Annotated in this window: 18 protein-coding genes and 1 tRNA gene; 10 read left to right on the forward strand and 9 right to left on the reverse strand. The window is 41.2% G+C overall.

Annotated elements, in window-relative coordinates; all coding sequences use genetic code 11:
- Together ACFQZI_RS16405 and ACFQZI_RS16410 are read right to left on the reverse strand one after the other, a co-directional pair.
- Window positions 1–1,869 carry an ABC-F family ATP-binding cassette domain-containing protein gene (locus ACFQZI_RS16405; RefSeq protein ID WP_377144366.1) on the reverse strand — a complete coding sequence of 623 codons (1,869 nt, stop codon included), beginning with the start codon at window positions 1,867–1,869 and terminating at the stop codon, window positions 1–3.
- A complete protein-coding gene (locus ACFQZI_RS16410) occupies window positions 1,869–2,522 on the reverse strand; it encodes an NAD(P)H-binding protein (protein WP_377144368.1) in 654 nt (217 codons plus the stop codon). Before ACFQZI_RS16410 ends, ACFQZI_RS16405 begins: the two co-directional genes overlap by 1 nt.
- Before the next feature lie 143 nt (window positions 2,523–2,665).
- Between ACFQZI_RS16410 and ACFQZI_RS16415 the strand changes: the two genes are divergently transcribed.
- From ACFQZI_RS16415 to ACFQZI_RS16430, 4 genes are all read left to right on the forward strand, one after another.
- Entirely contained in the window at window positions 2,666–3,331 is a 666-nt protein-coding gene (locus ACFQZI_RS16415; RefSeq protein ID WP_377144953.1) for a pirin family protein, read from the forward strand.
- 78 nt (window positions 3,332–3,409) lie between these two features.
- Entirely contained in the window at window positions 3,410–4,186 is a 777-nt protein-coding gene (locus ACFQZI_RS16420; RefSeq protein ID WP_377144371.1) for an MlaE family ABC transporter permease, read from the forward strand.
- Between the two features lie 2 nt (window positions 4,187–4,188).
- Entirely contained in the window at window positions 4,189–4,971 is a 783-nt protein-coding gene (locus tag ACFQZI_RS16425; protein ID WP_377144373.1) for an ABC transporter ATP-binding protein, read from the forward strand.
- Window positions 4,968–5,759: an MlaD family protein gene (locus ACFQZI_RS16430; protein WP_377144376.1), complete on the forward strand. Its 792-nt coding sequence runs from the start codon at window positions 4,968–4,970 to the stop codon at window positions 5,757–5,759. The genes ACFQZI_RS16425 and ACFQZI_RS16430 overlap by 4 nt, the downstream gene beginning before the upstream one ends.
- Window positions 5,760–5,805: 46 nt before the next feature.
- Here the strand turns inward: ACFQZI_RS16430 and ACFQZI_RS16435 are convergent, their stop codons facing one another.
- The 4 genes from ACFQZI_RS16435 to ACFQZI_RS16450 are packed head-to-tail and all read right to left on the reverse strand — an operon-like array spanning window position 5,806 to window position 10,549.
- A complete protein-coding gene (locus tag ACFQZI_RS16435) occupies window positions 5,806–6,321 on the reverse strand; it encodes a glutathione peroxidase (protein WP_377144379.1) in 516 nt (171 codons plus the stop codon).
- 60 nt (window positions 6,322–6,381) lie between these two features.
- Complete coding sequence (gene ybeY, locus ACFQZI_RS16440; protein WP_377144382.1) at window positions 6,382–6,807, reverse strand: rRNA maturation RNase YbeY; 426 nt, start codon at window positions 6,805–6,807, stop codon at window positions 6,382–6,384.
- The gene (locus tag ACFQZI_RS16445) at window positions 6,808–7,239 is read right to left on the reverse strand and encodes an ATP-binding protein (protein ID WP_377144385.1); all 432 of its coding nucleotides are present in this window, start codon (window positions 7,237–7,239) and stop codon (window positions 6,808–6,810) included.
- Window positions 7,229–10,549 (reverse strand): DUF4175 family protein, encoded by a 3,321-nt coding sequence (locus tag ACFQZI_RS16450; RefSeq protein WP_377144388.1) that lies wholly within the window; start codon window positions 10,547–10,549, stop codon window positions 7,229–7,231. The genes ACFQZI_RS16445 and ACFQZI_RS16450 overlap by 11 nt, the downstream gene beginning before the upstream one ends.
- 159 nt (window positions 10,550–10,708) lie before the next feature.
- Between ACFQZI_RS16450 and ACFQZI_RS16455 the strand changes: the two genes are divergently transcribed.
- Together ACFQZI_RS16455 and ACFQZI_RS16460 are read left to right on the forward strand one after the other, a co-directional pair.
- Window positions 10,709–11,971: an MFS transporter gene (locus ACFQZI_RS16455; RefSeq protein ID WP_377144391.1), complete on the forward strand. Its 1,263-nt coding sequence runs from the start codon at window positions 10,709–10,711 to the stop codon at window positions 11,969–11,971.
- Between the two features lie 60 nt (window positions 11,972–12,031).
- On the forward strand, window positions 12,032–12,712 hold the full coding sequence (locus tag ACFQZI_RS16460) for a helix-turn-helix transcriptional regulator (RefSeq protein WP_377144394.1): 681 nt from the start codon (window positions 12,032–12,034) through the stop codon (window positions 12,710–12,712).
- Here ACFQZI_RS16460 and ACFQZI_RS16465 read toward each other — a convergent pair.
- Together ACFQZI_RS16465 and ACFQZI_RS16470 are read right to left on the reverse strand one after the other, a co-directional pair.
- Window positions 12,709–13,425: a DsbA family protein gene (locus ACFQZI_RS16465; protein ID WP_377144397.1), complete on the reverse strand. Its 717-nt coding sequence runs from the start codon at window positions 13,423–13,425 to the stop codon at window positions 12,709–12,711. The two genes, ACFQZI_RS16460 and ACFQZI_RS16465, sit on opposite strands and share 4 nt — an antisense overlap.
- A gap of 44 nt (window positions 13,426–13,469) precedes the next feature.
- On the reverse strand, window positions 13,470–13,757 hold the full coding sequence (locus ACFQZI_RS16470; RefSeq protein ID WP_377144401.1) for a hypothetical protein: 288 nt from the start codon (window positions 13,755–13,757) through the stop codon (window positions 13,470–13,472).
- A 138-nt stretch (window positions 13,758–13,895) separates the two neighbouring features.
- On the opposite strand from ACFQZI_RS16470, the gene ACFQZI_RS16475 reads away from it, so the two are divergent.
- A tRNA-Pro gene (locus tag ACFQZI_RS16475) sits at window positions 13,896–13,969 on the forward strand.
- Between the two features lie 279 nt (window positions 13,970–14,248).
- Here ACFQZI_RS16475 and ACFQZI_RS16480 read toward each other — a convergent pair.
- Window positions 14,249–15,118, reverse strand: coding sequence for a flagellar motor protein MotB (locus ACFQZI_RS16480; protein ID WP_377144404.1), 870 nt, complete (start codon window positions 15,116–15,118; stop codon window positions 14,249–14,251).
- 119 nt (window positions 15,119–15,237) lie between these two features.
- Between ACFQZI_RS16480 and ACFQZI_RS16485 the strand changes: the two genes are divergently transcribed.
- The 3 genes from ACFQZI_RS16485 to ACFQZI_RS16495 all read left to right on the forward strand — a co-directional run bounded on the left by ACFQZI_RS16485 (window position 15,238) and on the right by ACFQZI_RS16495 (window position 17,231).
- Window positions 15,238–16,467, forward strand: coding sequence for a threonine synthase (locus tag ACFQZI_RS16485; RefSeq protein ID WP_377144406.1), 1,230 nt, complete (start codon window positions 15,238–15,240; stop codon window positions 16,465–16,467).
- Between the two features lie 112 nt (window positions 16,468–16,579).
- On the forward strand, window positions 16,580–16,981 hold the full coding sequence (locus ACFQZI_RS16490) for a VOC family protein (protein ID WP_377144408.1): 402 nt from the start codon (window positions 16,580–16,582) through the stop codon (window positions 16,979–16,981).
- A 76-nt stretch (window positions 16,982–17,057) separates the two neighbouring features.
- A complete protein-coding gene (locus tag ACFQZI_RS16495; RefSeq protein WP_377144410.1) occupies window positions 17,058–17,231 on the forward strand; it encodes a DUF3606 domain-containing protein in 174 nt (57 codons plus the stop codon).
- Window positions 17,232–17,239 lie beyond the last annotated feature (8 nt).

Consider the following 17,239-nt stretch of genomic DNA (forward strand, 5'->3'; position numbering starts at 1 on the left):
TTATGCTTCTTTTAATTCACCTAACTCAATCCAGCGTGCTGTTTTAGCATCCAATTGTTTATTTAAGTACGCTATTTTATCAGTGAGCTTAATTAATTCTTTTGGCTCTATATTAATAGTATTCAGAGCATCTGTAGTTTCCTTTATCTTAGTTTCAATATCAGCTATCTCCTTTTCTAACCCCTCAAACTCTTTTTCCTCTTTAAAGCTAAGTTTAGCTTTTTTAGGCGTCTCTGTTTTTATTTGCGGAGGGGCAGAAGAAGGCCTTTTATTTGATTGCTTTGCTTCTTCAAGCTCTACACGATACGATGTATAGTTACCATTATATATAAGGACTTTGCCTTCTCCTTCCATTATAAATAATTGGTCGGTAAGTTTATCAAGTAGATACCTGTCATGCGATACCATGATAAGGATGCCCGGGAAATTAGTAAGAAACTCTTCTAATACGTTTAGCGTATCAATGTCCAGATCGTTAGTAGGCTCATCTAAAATTAAAAAGTTTGGGTTTTTAATTAAGATGCTCATCAGATGCAAGCGCTTCTTTTCTCCACCACTTAGTTTTGATACCATGCCATATTGTTTGGCAGGGGGGAAGAGGAATAAAGTAAGTAACGCAGATGCAGAAATAAGTTTACCATCGGCCATAGTAATAAACTCCGCTACGTTTTTTACTATATCAATAACGCGTTCATCTTCCTTAAAGCTTAGGCCGGCCTGATTAAAGTATCCAATCACGGTTGTTTCACCTTTAACAATCTCACCGCTATCTGGCATTAAGCCACCGGTTATCATATTAAGTAGTGTTGATTTACCACTACCATTCTTGCCTGCAAGGCCAATACGGTCGCCTTTTTTAAACGTATAACTAAACTCTTTTATGTATGCGTGGCCACTAAAGCTTTTGCTTATATGATGCATCTCCATGATCTTGTTGCCCTGACGGGAAACCTTAACACTTAATTCAACATTATCTTTACCCCCACGATCTTTAGTTTTGGCTTCAAGATCATAAAATGCATCTACTCTCGACTTAGATTTTGTACCCCGTGCTTTGGGTTGCCTGCGCATCCACTCCAGCTCTTTCCGTAAAAGGTTGGAGTTTTTTTGAAATGTGGCTTCATCAGAGGCTTCGCGTTCGGCCTTCTTCTCTAAGTAATAGCCATAATTTCCTACATACGGAATGATCTTACCCCGGTCTATTTCCAATATTTCGTTACAAACGTTATCCAGGAAGTACCTGTCATGTGTAACCATTAAAATGGTTTTGCTTCCTTCGGTAAGCAGTTTTTCCAACCATTCAATTGTATCAATATCAAGGTGATTGGTAGGCTCATCTAAAATATATATATCAGGGTCTTCAATTAATAGTTTAGCTAAAGCTAAACGTTTCTTTTGCCCTCCAGATAGCGTATTAATGTGCTGGTTAAGGTGATGTATATCAAGTCTTCCTAAAATAGTTTTTATCTTATATTCATATTCCCAGGCATCAATCTCACTCATCTCCTCCATCACTTTATCCATCTCCTTCATATTATCCGGGTCGTTTTCCAACAACTCTTCGTAGCGGCGTATTAACTGCTGTTGAATATTATCAGCATGAAATATATAATCGCTTATGGTAACCGCATTTTTAAAAAAAGGGTCTTGCTCCAGGTAGCCTACATTAAGGTCTCGTGCTTGCGCAACTTTACCTTCGGTAGGCTTTAATGAACCGGATAAAATTTTTAATAATGTTGATTTACCCGCGCCATTAACACCAACAAGCGCAACCCTGCGGCTGCGATTAATGCCAATAGTAAGGTTTTTAAACAACCAGTGATCATGAAAGGAGTGGCCTAAATTTTCGGCCGAGATATAAGTGCTCACTAAATAGTATGTATTTTGTCTGATGTATATATAAACGTGCCGGTGGCACGCTCTAATGATTTTTTGTACATGGCATAAGCCACGGTGCTTCCTTTAATGCTTCTGTACTTTTTTAAGCTGCCAATAAGTAGCGGATCTATTAATTTAAAAAATATGGTAGCCATGCCCTCTAAAACGTTTCGCCTCTTTCGGTCACCAATTAGCATAGATGGTTGATATATGTGAAGTGTTTTTAACTCCATGTTTTGCAATTTATCTTCCAGTTCGCCCTTCAATTTTATATAAAAGGTTGATGAATATTTGTTGGCGCCAATAGCGGTAACAACATGAAACTGTTCAACGCCGTTTTGCTTTGCTAATTGTGCCAACTGTACAGGATAATTATAGTCTATCTTACGATATTCATTTTTATCTGGCGTCTGGCTGTTGGTAGTTCCCAGGCAGCTAAAAATAGCATGCCCTTTAATAGCAGCAGAATGTTTAACAAGGTCATCAAAATTGATAACAAGTTGGACCAACTTTTTATGCTGTACAGGTAATTCTTTCCTAATCAAAATCAAAACCTCATCATACTCGGGAGCCTCCAGTAATATGTTTAACAAATTACTGCCAATTAGGCCGCTCGCGCCCACTATAATTGCCTTATATGTCATTATGTTAGGATAAAGCGCAAATTTACATATAATAAAATTGTGGAATAAACATTGTATGTTTAAACATATATTTAATTACCTAAGTAAAGTATAAACAAAATGAAACAATACATCACGCAGCAAGCGACAGAGGATACAATGATATAGGCTGGTTAAAAGCTAACTTTTCTTTCAGTTTTGGGCCATTTCGAGATGATAACAAGACGAATTTCGGCGCCTTAAGAGTGCTGAATGATGACTTTATTGCCCGGGGTAATGGCTTTGGCCTTCACCCTCACGATAATATGGAGATCACTACTATAGTATTGGAGGGTGCCTTAGAACATCAGGACAGTATGGGTAATAAAGGTATTATTAAAGCCGGTGATGTGCAGGTAATGTCGGCCGGTACCGGTGTGTTCCATTCAGAGTATAACCCATCTGAAACTGAAGATACTTTGTCGTTACAAATTTGGGTATTCCCGAAAGTGAGAAATATTGATCCGAGATACGATCAAATGAATTTTACCGACAAGTTCATAAAAAATCAATTTACCACATTAATATCGCCTGTAAAAAGCGGACACACGCTTTGGTTAAACCAGAATACCACTTTTTCACGTGGAAGTTTCGACGCCGGACAAAAGATAAATTATACCATTAAAACACCCGGAAACGGTGCATATGTATTTATTTTAGAGGGAGATGTATCCATAGCAAGCCAGGCTTTAAACAAAAGGGATGCCATTGGCGTTTACGATACAGAAAGCTTCGCGATAGAAACGAGCAGCGAAAGCCAGATTTTGATAATAGAAGTACCGATGATGTAAGCTGCCCCCATATAAAATTTCGGTAGCCAAAACATTCGGCAAATAAATTGTTTATAACAGGCGAGTAATAAATAACTTATGGCAGAACAGGCAATAACCGGGTATAAAAAATGGCTGGAAGGCATTGGAGAACAGGGCGTATTCTTCAAAAGCTTTTTGCGCAATATTTTTAAGGGCGGTTTTGAGTGGTCGGAGTTTGTGCGCCAGTGTTATGAAATAGGTTATCGCTCAATGGTTTTAGTTGGGATTACCTCGTTTATTATGGGGCTGGTTCTTATACTCCAGCTTAGGCCATCTATGTTAGAGATGGGGGCCGAAAGCATCCTTCCTAAAACACTGGCCGTAGCTTTTATTCGCGAGGTAGGCCCTGTAATAATAGCCATCATTTGCGCCGGTAAGGTAGCGTCCGGTATTGGCGCCGAATTAGGTAGCATGAAGGTTACCGAGCAAATAGATGCTATGGAAGTATCGGGTGCTAACCCATTACAATACCTTGTTGTAACACGTATAATAGCAACCAGTATCATGGTTCCGCTTTTAACCATTATAGGCGATGCCATTGGTTTATTTGGCGGTTATTTAGCATTGAATTTTACCGATGATGTGAGCTTTGCGTTATATTTTCATAAGTGTATTTCATCGCTGGAGTTCATAGATCTTTTTCCGGCATTAATTAAAACCATCTTTTTTGGTTTTGCAATTGGTTTTGTGGGATGTTATAAAGGATATAATTCAAACAAAGGTACCGAAAGCGTAGGCATAGCGGCTAATTCTGCTGTTGTGACCGCATCGCTATGGATCTTTGTGATTGACGCTATCGCCGTACAGATAACCAGCTTATTATTTTACAGGTAACCATGGAAGAGATAAAAGAAAGCACCCCCGAAATGGTCAAACCTAACAACGAAGTTGTCGTAGATATTGATCATATTTCAAAATCGTTTGGAGAGAAAGATGTACTGAAAGATATTAACCTGCAACTAAAACGAGGGGAAAATATAGTGGTGCTTGGTAAATCGGGGCAAGGTAAATCGGTAACTATACAATGTATTGTAGGCCTGCTTACCCCCGATAGCGGGACTGTAAAGGTATTTGGCGAGGATGTTGCCCAAATGGATGATGAAAAACTAAAGGAACTGAGAACCAAGGTTGGTTTCCTTTTTCAGAGTGGGGCATTGTACGATTCGATGACCGTTAGGGAAAATCTGGAGTTCCCGCTTACGCGCATATTGAAAATAACCGATCAGGCCGAACTTGATAAGCGGGTTGAAGAAGCACTGGATGGCGTAGGACTTATAGACGCTATAGATAAGTTGCCGTCGGACTTATCGGGAGGGATGCGTAAACGTGCCGGCCTTGCAAGAACGATGATCGTGAGGCCGGAGATCATGTTATATGACGAGCCTACAACAGGCTTAGACCCTATAACATCACGCGAAATTAGCGAACTGATATTGAGTATGCAGAAAAAAAATAAAACATCTGCCATCATTATAACTCACGATATGGAATGCGCTAAAATAACAGCAGACCGTGTTGTGATCATGAATGAGGGTACCTATATAGCCGAGGGTACTTTTGACGAACTGAAAAACTCGGACGAGGAATTGATAAGGTCATTTTTTAACCAAACAACATGAAAACCACATCATCACAAAAAATAAAGATCGGGACATTTACGGTAATAGGCCTGGTTATATTGTTCCTGGCCATATTTTACATTGGTAATCAGAAAAGCCTGTTCAGCTCTACCTTTAAGGTGTATGGAATGTTCAAAAATGTGAGCGGGCTTACCGTTGGCAACAATGTACGCTTTGCGGGGATAAATGTAGGCGTTGTAGAGGCAATTAATATTGTAACAGACAGCTCGGTAAGGGTTGATCTTACTTTGAACAATTCCGTTAAAAAGTTCATCAAAACCGATTCTAAAATGAGCATTGGCAGCGATGGTTTAATGGGCGATAAGCTTATAGTAATTGCCCCCGGTGGTATTAAAAGCCAAACCGAAGTGCAGGAGGGTAACGAATTGGGGTCGGTTAACCCGGTTGATGTAGATAAAATCATTACCAAACTCACCAAGGTGGCCGATAATGCCGAAAGCCTAACAAGTGATCTGTCAGAAATTGTTGCAAAAGTAAACAGCGGTAAAGGCAGTATAGGGCGCCTTTTAAATGACGATAAAATTGCCAGGGAACTGGAAGGTACCGTTAAGCAGGCTAAAACCACCATGAAAGGGGTTCATGCAACTACAGCAACCTTAAATGAGGATTTAAAGGCCGCGCAGCATAACTTTTTATTACGCGGCTTTTTTAAAAAGAAGGAAAGAGCCAAACAAGATTCACTTAAAAAGATAAGGGAAGCCAAAGAAAAAGCCCAGGAAGCTAAAGAAAAAGCAGCAAAAGATGCTGCTAAAAAAGCAAGTAATTAAAATATAGGAGTGATAAAAAAGGGGGGCCATTGGCTTCCCTTTTTTATCACAATTCTTTTGTTATCTCGTCAGATAGTGGTTTAGTAGTTGAACGGTAACGATGTATTAGCTTACCATTCTCATCTATCAGGAATTTCTCAAAGTTCCATTTAATTTCACCGGTAAAATCGGGGTTAGGCTCGGTGGTTAAGTATTTAAACAGCGGATCTATATCATCGCCTTTAACGCTCACCTTTGCGCTTAGCGGGAAAGTAACTCCAAAGTTTTTCTGGCAAAATTCTTTAACATCCGCATTGGTACCCGGTTCCTGGCCACCAAAATTATTAGCGGGGAAACCAACAACAACAAGCTTATCTTTATACTGGTCGGCAAGTTTTTGCAGCTCTGCATATTGCGGGGTAAAACCACATTTAGATGCGGTGTTAACAATAAGTAGTTTTTTGCCTTTGTATTTAGCCAGTGAGAATGCCTTGCCATCAATGGTTTTTAGTTTAAAAGTATAAACTGTTGACGGGGCCGATGTAATAAACATCATGGCGCATATTAACGTTAGTAATTTCATGTTAAAGTATTAGATGAATGATTTACGAAAGAGGTTGATTTACAAATGTAAAATTAGGTATTAAAAACCTCTTTTATCCAAATACAAATCTTCTTTCTGCGTCATTTTTTTCTTATCAGTCGCCGATTTATCTAAATAGCCTAATAAGTGTAGGGTGCCATGTATAATAACGCGGTGCAGTTCATGCTCGGTTGTAACACCAAATTTGGCGGCATTTTCGCGGATACGCTCAATAGAAATAAAAATATCACCTGCAATCACTCCCTCTTCTTCCGAATTATCAAAAGTGATAATATCTGTATAGGTGTCATGATCAAGATATTCCTGGTTTATCTTAAGCAGGTACTCGTCGGTACAAAAAATATAGGTAAGCTCGCTCAGTTTATAACCTTCGGCTGTTATAGTGTCTGTTATCCATTTACGAACGGCCGTTTTGTTCTTTAGCTTATAGCTGATGTCTTCCTCGTGGAAAGTAATAGCGGGCATTTATATTTTAAAATGTAATTCAACCTCGTTACCGCTCGCGTTAAATATGCATTGATCGGCCAGGTGTTTTAAAATGAAAACGCCGCGGCCGGTAAGTTCTTCGAGGCGGTCGGGAGCAGTTGGGTCGGCAAGGTTATTATAGTCGAACCCGGTGCCTTCATCTGCCACGGTCCAAATAATCCGTTTATGATCAACCTCAACGTTTACAAAAACAGTTTTATCGGGGTTTAATTTATTACCGTGTATGATAGCATTAATAACCGCCTCGTTAAGGCATGTCATCATGTTGGCAAACACATCTTCGGTTACGTTATGTTTATCCGCTACTTCCTCTATTAAGGCCTCCAGCTGTGTTATGCTTTCGTGTTTCGACGGAAGTTGCAATGTGTAATGTTCCGTTTGAACATTTGCCTGTGCCATATCATTTTCCATTAAGTTGATCAAAGTATTTTTTAATTTTTTGCCTGTAATACAAATTAAGCGCAGCCGGCACTGTTTTTATTTGTTCCGTTTGCTTTGTCTTAACCTGCTCATAGTCCTGCAAAGCTTTAATATACCCCGGCGGCATATTACTTGCCGCCCGGCTCTCCCTTTTTTGGTCCTGTTCTCTCTCTTGCTCCGCTTTTTCGGCTTCCAGCAAACGTGTTTTTATTTGCTCTTGCCTCTTTAACGCTTCGTTTGTAATTTTCTTGTTTACGAGATCGTTCTCAGTTTGTTCCATTTCTTTTGAAATTTTATCCAAATTTCCCAAACCGTTAGTACCGTCTTTATTGTTTTCTTTATTTATTTGTTGCAGCGCCTGTCGTATCATTTGCTGTTCGCGCGCCATTTTGGCAAACTGCTCGCTCATGCTCTGCTGCCCGGTTTTGCCTGCTCCCTGCTGCGGGTTTCCCATATTTTGCATTTGCTCGCGCGCTTTTTGCATATTTTGGTTTAGCTGCTGCTGCATTTTACTCAATTGCGATAACGAGGGCTGTCTACCCTTGCCTTTGCCACTTTTGCTTTGCTGTTTTTGCAATTGGTCAAGCGCTTCACTCAACATCAGTGCCAAATTGTTCATACTGGTCATGGCAAACTGCTGGTTGCGCATAGCCTCGGCCGTTTTTCTCTCGCCTAAATTATCTAAAGACTGGTCAATTTGTTTATTAATACCGGCAATTTCTTTATTAACAGTTGATTGAATTTGCGGTATCCTGCGGCTAAGCGAATATAAACTATCCTCTGCGGTTTTTAAATTATCCTTAACATCTTTTTGTTTTTGAGCTAACATAATATATGCCGGGTCGGTAGGGCTGGTGTTGCGTAATTGCTGCATTATTTTTTCCTGGGTGAATGAACTGTTCACCAAAGATTTTAATAATTCGCGCAGTTGGCGGGCATCTATAGCGTTATCACTCTCCTGGCCTTCGGCTTCATCATTTTGCAGCTTATTAGCAAGCTGCTTTATTTCTTTAGCAGCCTGCTGTTGCGAATTTGAAGCCTGCGGACGGCTATTTCTTTTAAGAGCGTCCAAACTTTTGTTCATCTGCTCATCAATCGACTTCTTTTCGGCCTCCGGGTTTTTAAAATCCTGTTTGCCGCCGTTCTTTTCATTTTCTTTTTGAAGGTCGTCCAGTTGTTTTTTTACGTTATCAAACTGTTCGTTCAACTTTTGTTGCTGCTGAAGGTCATTATCGTTATTGCCCGCTTTTTGTGTCTGCTCGGCCAGTTTTTGCTGGTCTTGCGCCAGTTGGTTTAACTGGTTTATGTTTTGATTGAGTTTTTGCTCAAAATCCAGCTTCTTGTATAATTCCAGTATCCGGTCCAGCTCTTTTTTTAAAGCTTTGTTATCCATCTGCATTTTAGAGAGTTCATCGCGGGTGCTATCCTTCTGGCTTTCCTGCAACATCTGTTGCAATCTCTCCAGCATCTGTTTGGTTTTGTCGTCTAGCACATTGTTAAACAGGTTTTCTATCTGTTTTTGCATGTCCATCAACTCATGAGTTTGCTGCTGGTTTTCCTGCCGGTTGTAAAGGTTCTTTTTGTTATCGGCCTGTATATCTTTTACCAATTCGTCCAGGTCCTTGCGTTTTTGAAGCAGTTCCTCCACCTGTTTTTTTTCGTCAAACGAGAGAGCGTTTTTATCCAGTAGAGATTGGTTGAGCTTTTGCGCGCTTCTTTCTATCTGTGCGGCCAGCTTAACTGCCGACTGCATTTTTTCTTTTACCGCGTTGGTGCCTTTGTTCAATTCTTCGGCCAGTTGGGCGGCATCGGGCACATTTAAGGTTTTTTCAGGAGTGCGTGCTTTTTTAGGCCCCAGTACACCGTCGTTATCGGCCACTTCAAAGTAGTAAACAATATTATCGCCCGGGCGTATGCCTAATTCTTTCAAATCCCATAAATAAAAAAAAGCTGATTGTGTAGCAGAAAGGTCGGCCTTAACGGGTTTACTTATGGATCGCTCCTTGCCCTTCTCACCAATTTTGTAATGAAACGTCAGGGATGAAAACCCATGATCATCCTGTATGCGGCCGTTAAAGTAAAAAGCTTTCATACTAATAGAATCGGGCTTTTCCTGAACTTCAATAGCGGGGGACTCGTCTGCAATCACGTTAATGCGGTAACCGGCCGAATCGCTGCTACGCACATCGTTATTTTGCGGGCTTATGTTATAAGTGGTGTTTTTTAATATACGCTCTCGATGCTCATACAAATTATTGGTTTGCTGCTTTATAGATTTATTCTCGCCATCTATTTTAAACAAAAGCGATGAAGCATTTTGCGTATAGAACTTCCAGCTCACTACAGTGCCCGCCGGCAAGGTAAGGTCGCCGGCATTGGCAATGGTTTCGTTTTTTTTATGCAGATAAGCGGGGTAAATTAAACTGGCGTCAAAGTGTAACAACACGGGTTTAAGGTTAACCTTTATTTCGTAAGGGGCAGACTTAAACCCATTGCCAATAAGCTTAAACGAGGTATTTTGCTGCAGGTTGGTAAAAAGATAATGGAAACGGCTGATGTTTTCTTTATCGAGCTTAAAAGTAGCATTAGCTGTTTCTACATAAATATCATTGGGCAGTTTATCGCCTGTAAGCTTAATGTCGAGTTTGTAATCTTCACCCTGCACGGCAGATAAGTTTTTGTTCATTAGCATAAACTGGAATGGCGCCACGGGCGCGAAATATTCGTTATGGCGAATGAGCCTTTTGGTGCTTTCTGTTAAAACAGATGGCGCTGCAAATGCTATGATGCAGATGACCGCCGCGGGGGGGATAAGCCATTTTAAATATTTACTATTCTCGCGGATGTTTACAGCCGATGGAAAGCTAACCGGTTTAAGGGTTTCAATTTTTTGATTGATGCTGGCCTCGATCAGTTCGCGGTGTTCGGCATTTTCTAATGCTTGCTTTTTTAACTGCAAGGTGTTAAGCAATTTGTCGTGCACATCATTAAAATGTTGCCCAATAATTTCGGCTGCCTGGTCGTGCGTTAATGTTTTTCCTAATTTTAAACGGGCCAATAGAGGGGGCATTACCAGCCAGATAATCAGGCCTGCATTCAGCAGGATAAAAAAGTAGAAAAGGATGGTGCGTAAGGTTGTATTAAAATTACCAAAGTACTCCAGAAGTGTTATTACAACATAAGCAGAAAATATGCCCGCGCCCAAAAATATCAGCCCGCGCAGCAGGTTGTTATAATGATACTTACGAATAAAGATGTTGATCCTACCGATCAACAGATCATAGTTTTCAGCCGAGGTCATACTTTGGATAAGCTACCAACATACGCAATAAACGAAAATAAGGTATTAATTGATATGTAGGTTATATTTTGCGTTCATTACACATTCCAGTAATTTAATTATTACATAACCGGCCGGAAACAATTAGTTGCCAAAAGTTGTCGTTGAATTAGTATACAAATGAACATCACTACTTTCAACGCATTTCGCAGCCGTAATTATCGTTTATATTTCGCAGGTCAATCCGTATCGCTTATTGGTACATGGATGCAAAAAACAGCCGTAAGCTGGGTAATATATTCACTTACACATTCCACATTTATGCTGGGTGTTACGCTTTTCGCCAGCCAGTTTCCATCTTTTTTATTATCGCTTTTTGGCGGGGTGGTATCTGACAGGTATAACAGGTTCCGTGTTTTACTTGGCACCCAAATAGCTTCAATGATACAGGCTGTTATTTTGGCTGTACTGGTATTGCTAAAACAGTACGAGGTTTGGGAAATATTAACCCTCAGCGTTGTTTTGGGGGTAATAAATGCGTTCGATGTTCCTGCAAGGCAATCGTTGGTGTATGAAATGATAGAGGACAAAAAGGACCTGCCTAACGCTCTGGCCCTAAATTCATCAATGGTAAATTTGTCGCGGTTGATTGGGCCGGGAATAGCCGGGTTTATATTAGAGTACTGGGGCGATGGCTTTTGTTTTGCACTTAACGCAAGCAGCTTTATAGCAGTTATAGGCTCTCTTTTACTTATGCGCTTACCAAAATATGTTAAAACAGAACATAAGAAAAATGTATTTGGGGAGCTTCGCGAAGGCTTCGCTTATCTTAAAGCTACGCCATCAATCTCATTTGTAATTTTAATGCTGGGGTTAATAAGCCTGTTGGTATTGCCCTTTAGCACCTTAATACCTTATTACGCGCGCGAAGTTTTTAAAGGCAATGCCACAACTTTCGGCGTTATAGATAGCGTGATTGGCCTTGGGGCATTTAGCGGGGCAATATTCCTGGCGTCGCTTAAGGAAGGAAGTAATTTGAAAAAGATATTGAGTATAAATACCCTGGTGTTTGGCGTAGGGCTGTTGCTGTTTTCGCATGAAAGCATCTATTGGCTGGCGTTGGTGTTTGCAACCATAGCCGGCTTTGGTATGATGTCGCAGATCACCATCAGCAACACCCTTATACAAACAACAGTTGAACCCGGTATGCGTGGCCGGGTGATCAGCTTTTATGCAATGGCCTTTTTTGGCCTACAGCCGATTGGCGGTTTGCTTGTTGGTGCAGTATCCCGTTGGATAGGCGCTCCCAACACTATTTTGTTAGAAGGGATAGCCGCCCTGCTTATTGGCGTGCTGCATTTTCGTTATCAGCGTAAAGAAAAGCTCAAACAGCAGCACAATGTAATGGCTGTTGATGAGCATCATATACAAGCAGCCGTTTAACCCCCTAAAATACCGTGATTTGACGGGTTGTTTCCATTGTTTAAACATGTATTTTAGGGCATGCTTAACAAAGTAAATCTGCCTAAACAGGTTATCCCCAAAATAGAAGAATACGCCGCAACATTTAATTTACTGCCATGCGCTGTAATTATACACGATCTGAAAGATTGGTCGGTTGTATACATGTCTAAACGCGGGCTTAACGGCTTGCAAACATCTATCGAAGATATTACCTCAATTACTGCCGAAGAGTATTACAGGAGGTACTTTAACCAGGAAGATGCGCAGGATTACGTACCCAAAATACTGGGAATGCTGGAGAATAATAATAACGAGGAGATAGTAACTTACTTTCAGCAGGTAAGGTTTCCGGGCAACAATGATTGGACCTGGCACATGGCAAGCACCAAGATATTTATGAGGGATGATGCCGGAAAGCCCAGCATGACAATTACCATAGCCGTACCGCTGGATGCAATGCACCACATGAATGCAAAAGCTGATAGGCTGCTTGCAGAAAATAACTTTTTGCGAAAGAACTTTAAACAATATTCGCAGTTAACCCGGCGGGAGAAGGAGGTGCTTGCCCGCGTTGCCCTTGGTAAAAGCGCCGCCGAAATTGCCAATGAGCTATTTATATCTGTTACCACCGCCGAAACACACCGAAAGAATATTAAAAAGAAACTGAATGCCGGCACTTACGAACTGATGCAATACGCCCGGGCATTCGACCTGATCTAAAGGGCGCAATCGGCACATGTTTTTGATAGCTCTTGTTCTATCATTTCTGCAAAATGCTCATAGCTACGCGCGCCCATGATAAGGTTATCGTTAATAATTATAGCAGGTGTTCCCTTGAGCCCGGCCATAGTTGCCTCTTGCATATCCTTTTCAACCCTGCTTTTGTAAGTGTGATTAATGATGCACCCGTTAAATTGCGCCAGATTTAAACGTTTCTTGCTTGCCCAGGTGAAAATTAAACTACTGTCTAATTTGCTTTGATTATTAAACAGATAATCGTGCAGATCCCAAAATTGGCCCTGCTCCTGTGCACATGCCGAAGCTTCGGCTGCCATTAAAGCGTTTTTGTGAAACTCGAGCGGTAAGTGCCTGAAGTTAACTTTAACCAATCCTTTATCTACGTAACGCTTTTTTAATTGAGGAAAGATTGTAGTGGCAAAAACCTTGCAAAAACCACATTCAAAATCCGAGAAAATGGTCATGGTAACCGTAGCTTTTTCGGACCCAACCGCCGGCGATAAGCTATCTGCCTTAACAGAAACCCTTTCGGGTGTTTTTTTGACCGGGAGATCTACGCCTGCAAGTTTCTTATCAATGGTTTTAAGCCTCTTGTTTAAATTAAGAACATAGCTAATCAAAAAAATGATCAGCACAAGCTGTATGGCACCAATAAGATGCGTTAAGACCGCATCAGACAGTTTATTTATTTTCAAAATAGCAATAAAAAAGCCAGGCGCATGCGCCTGGCTGTAAGTGACTAATTACAATAACCACAGGCAGCAACGCCCGGCTCTTTCAAATCATTATACTGGGCGCAAACGGCCTGTACCTGGTTGTTAGAAAGAGATTTGCCGTCAAGGCATCGGTAGGCGTAGGCTGCACCACAAAATGCATCAAGCTGGGCATCACTTATGTGTTTGTAATCTTTAGAACATACCGCATCCAACTCTTCTATCAGGTCGTCTTCGTCATCTTCCTTTTCGCATGCCACAAATGTTGTTGTTGCTGCTAACAGTACTGTAAGCAATAGTAGTTTTAATCGCATAAGATTGTGTTTAGTTTAAGTGTTTGATATTCAAAAGTATATTTATGACATTATTGGTACAATACCCGAAAGTGGGTAAGTTTTGTAAACCCGATTGCGAAAATATGTTCACATTATTATATTTGTTGCCAGTATTTTCGGGATGTAGCGTAGCCCGGTATCGCGCCAGCATGGGGTGCTGGAGGTCGTAGGTTCAAATCCTGCCATCCCGACAAAAGCGACACCACACTCAGTTAAAAGCCTTCTAAATTAGTATTTAGAGGGCTTTTTTATGGGTTTTGAAAAGGCTAATGTTAGGTTAGCCTGGTTTATATTTACGATGTAATGGAGGCTGTTTTATTGGTGCTGGTAATCAGAATTATCGCGGATTAGAAAATTAGGCCATACAGGTAGCTTTATCTTCTTTCGATTATATAAATGAAATTACTATTACAATAAAATAGAAAGGCCCGCTCTTTTGAGCGGACCTTTCTATTTAAAACATCTTCGGCTTATTGTTTTGCCGGGGCTGTTTCCGGCGCTTTACCTATCAGGTCCATGAACTGATCCAGTTTAGGGGTGATAATAATTTGTGTTCGCCTGTTTTGGGCTTTGCCGGCCGCAGTGCTGTTATCTGCAATTGGGTTGTACTCGCCACGGCCACCTGCTGTTAAGCGCTTAGGGTCTACCTGGTAAGTGGTTTGCAGGGCCTGCACAACAGATGATGCCCTTAAGGCACTCAGATCCCAGTTGTTACGAATATTTTTCATGGTAATAGGCACATTATCGGTATTGCCTTCTATCAGCACATCGTAATTTGAATAATCTTTAATGATTTTAGCAATTTTACTTAGCGTAGTGCCGGCTTTATCAGTAAGGTCATAACTACCCGATTTGTAAAGCATATTGTCCGAAAGCGAGATGTAAACAACGCCTTTCAGCACTTTTACATCTACGTCCTGAGTCTCTGTTCCGCTTAATGATCGGGTGAGGTTAGTAGTTAATACCAGGTTAAGCGAGTCGCTTTTGTTTTTGGCATTAACCAGTTGTTGTATGTATTTATTAGACGCGTTTATCTCATCAACCAATTTAGAAATGTTAAGGTTCCCCTGTCCGCTTGATGTCAAACACTTGTCAAGGGCCGATTGCAATTGCTTGTTATTAGCACGCTCGGACGCTAACTGTTCATCAAGGCTTTTAACGCGTTCGGTTGTCAGGCCAAGGTTCCTTTCGGTAAGCAGGTACCGGCCTTTCATTTCGCGGGTATTGCTGTCAAGCTTATCATAGCTGGCTTGCAATTCCTTGTACTTTTTGTTGCTCACACAACTTGAGGCTACAACCGCCATCATAAATAGCGAGGGTATCAATATTCGGAGTTTCATAAATATTAAATTAGTGAAAAAATTAATTATCTAACGGTAAACCAATTAGGCGTAATAAAGTTTTTAAATGTAGCTGTTTGAGGCCAAACTGAAGTAACATTGTCGCTAAAAATTTGCGGATGCATAGGCTTGTTAATACCTTGCCGGCCTATAATAAAATGATGGCTATCAGTACAACCATAACAGGACAATCCAGAATCATAAATTTAGAATGCCCGGCTTGCGGCGCGCAGTATGATGCCTCAAAACCGAATACATTTTGTATTACCGATGGATGCAACAGCACGCTTTTTGCGCAATATGATCTGAGCAGGCCACTTGATAAGACCATCCTTAAAGATCGCCCGGCAAGTATGTGGCGCTACCGCGAGTTGCTGCCCGTTATAAACGCCGAAAGTATTGTAACTATGGGAGAGGGCTTTACACCCATTATTCCTATAAAAAACCTTGTCAAGGATACCGGTGGCAACAAGGTGTTTTGGAAAAACGAAGCGGGTAACCCAACCGGCTCTTTTAAAGCAAGGGGCATAGGAATGGCCGTATCAAAGGCAAAAGAATTGGGTATTACCAGCATTGCTACACCAACCGCGGGTAATGCGGGCGGTGCATTGGCGGCCTATGCTGCACGGGGCGCAGTAAAAGCTATTGTTTACATGCCCCGGTTAACACCGCAGGTATTTAAAGATGAATGCCGGTTGTACGGCGCCGAATTGGTTGAAGTGGATGGCAATATTGCAGACTGCGGCAAACTGGTTGCCGAAGGCGCTGAAGAACACGGCTGGTTCCAGATCTCCACGTTAAAAGAACCGTACAGGCTGGAAGGAAAAAAAACAATGGGCTTTGAAATTGCCGAACAGTTTAATTGGGATCTGCCCGATGTGATATTTTACCCAACAGGAGGCGGAACAGGGCTTATTGGTATTTGGAAAGCATTTGATGAATTAGAGCAGTTAGGGTGGATTGGCAGCAAACGCCCGCGCATGGTTGCCGTACAATCTGAAAGTTGCGATGGAATTGTAACCGCGTTTAACAGCGGGCATAGTAGTGCCGAATTTGTGGATGGCGGTTTTACTATTGCTAATGGGCTGCGTGTACCAAAATCATTTGCCGATAAGCTGATACTAAAAGTGCTTAGAGATAGCAAAGGCACCGCCATAACCGTTAGTGACATGGAAATGAATGCCGGTATTAAAGAAATTGCCAGCCACGAGGGTATGCTGATAGCGCCCGAAGGGGCCGCGTTATGGCAGGCCTATAAAAAGCTAAAATCCTCCGGCTGGATCAACGCGGGGGAAACGGTGGTGTTAGTAAATACCGGAAGTGGCTATAAATACCTGGAAAATATTTAGTTAATCATTTATAAAACGTCTTAAACCGCCTTCAATTCGTCGCGTTTTGCCTTCCTTTGTTAATTTATTGGCCGCATCTTTGTAAAGATCCAATAATCAATAAAACAAAGTCATGTTAAAAGATTCAAAAGCGTTTAGTGGGTTTTCGGTAAATGATATCGATGCTGCCTATCAGTTTTACAGCGGAATATTAGGCTTGCAGGTAGATAAGACCGACGAGATGGGTGGAATGCTCACCATTCATATTAACGGGAATGCTAACAACATCCTGGTGTACAATAAGCCAGATCATACACCTGCAACTTACACTATCTTAAACTTTCCGGTGAAAGACGTTGAGGGTACGGTTAAGCAGCTGACATCACGCGGTGTAAAATTCGAGATATACGATAGCGAATATCTCAAGACGGATGAAAAGGGAATATCTAAAGGGAACGGCGGCCCTACAATTGCCTGGTTTAAAGACCCTGCGGGCAATTTTCTTTCTGTTCTCGATCCCGAGTCCGGCAGTTAGATTAATTAGTAATTAATTTCTTTTCAAAACCATTTGTTGTAAACACCTGTTTATCTACTAACTAAATATAAACGTTATGGATAGCAAACAAAATGTAGGCAGCCCCGATAGGGACAGGATCAACGTAAACGAAGATTACGAGTTACAATACTGGAGCGAAAAGTTTAATGTAAGCCGCAATCGCTTGAAAGAAGCCGTACAGGCGGTTGGTACCTCCGTTAAAGATGTACAGGAATATTTGAACAAATAAATTGTACC

This window comes from Mucilaginibacter lutimaris (assembly GCF_042676625.1).
Classification (GTDB): Bacteria; Bacteroidota; Bacteroidia; order Sphingobacteriales; family Sphingobacteriaceae; genus Mucilaginibacter; species Mucilaginibacter lutimaris.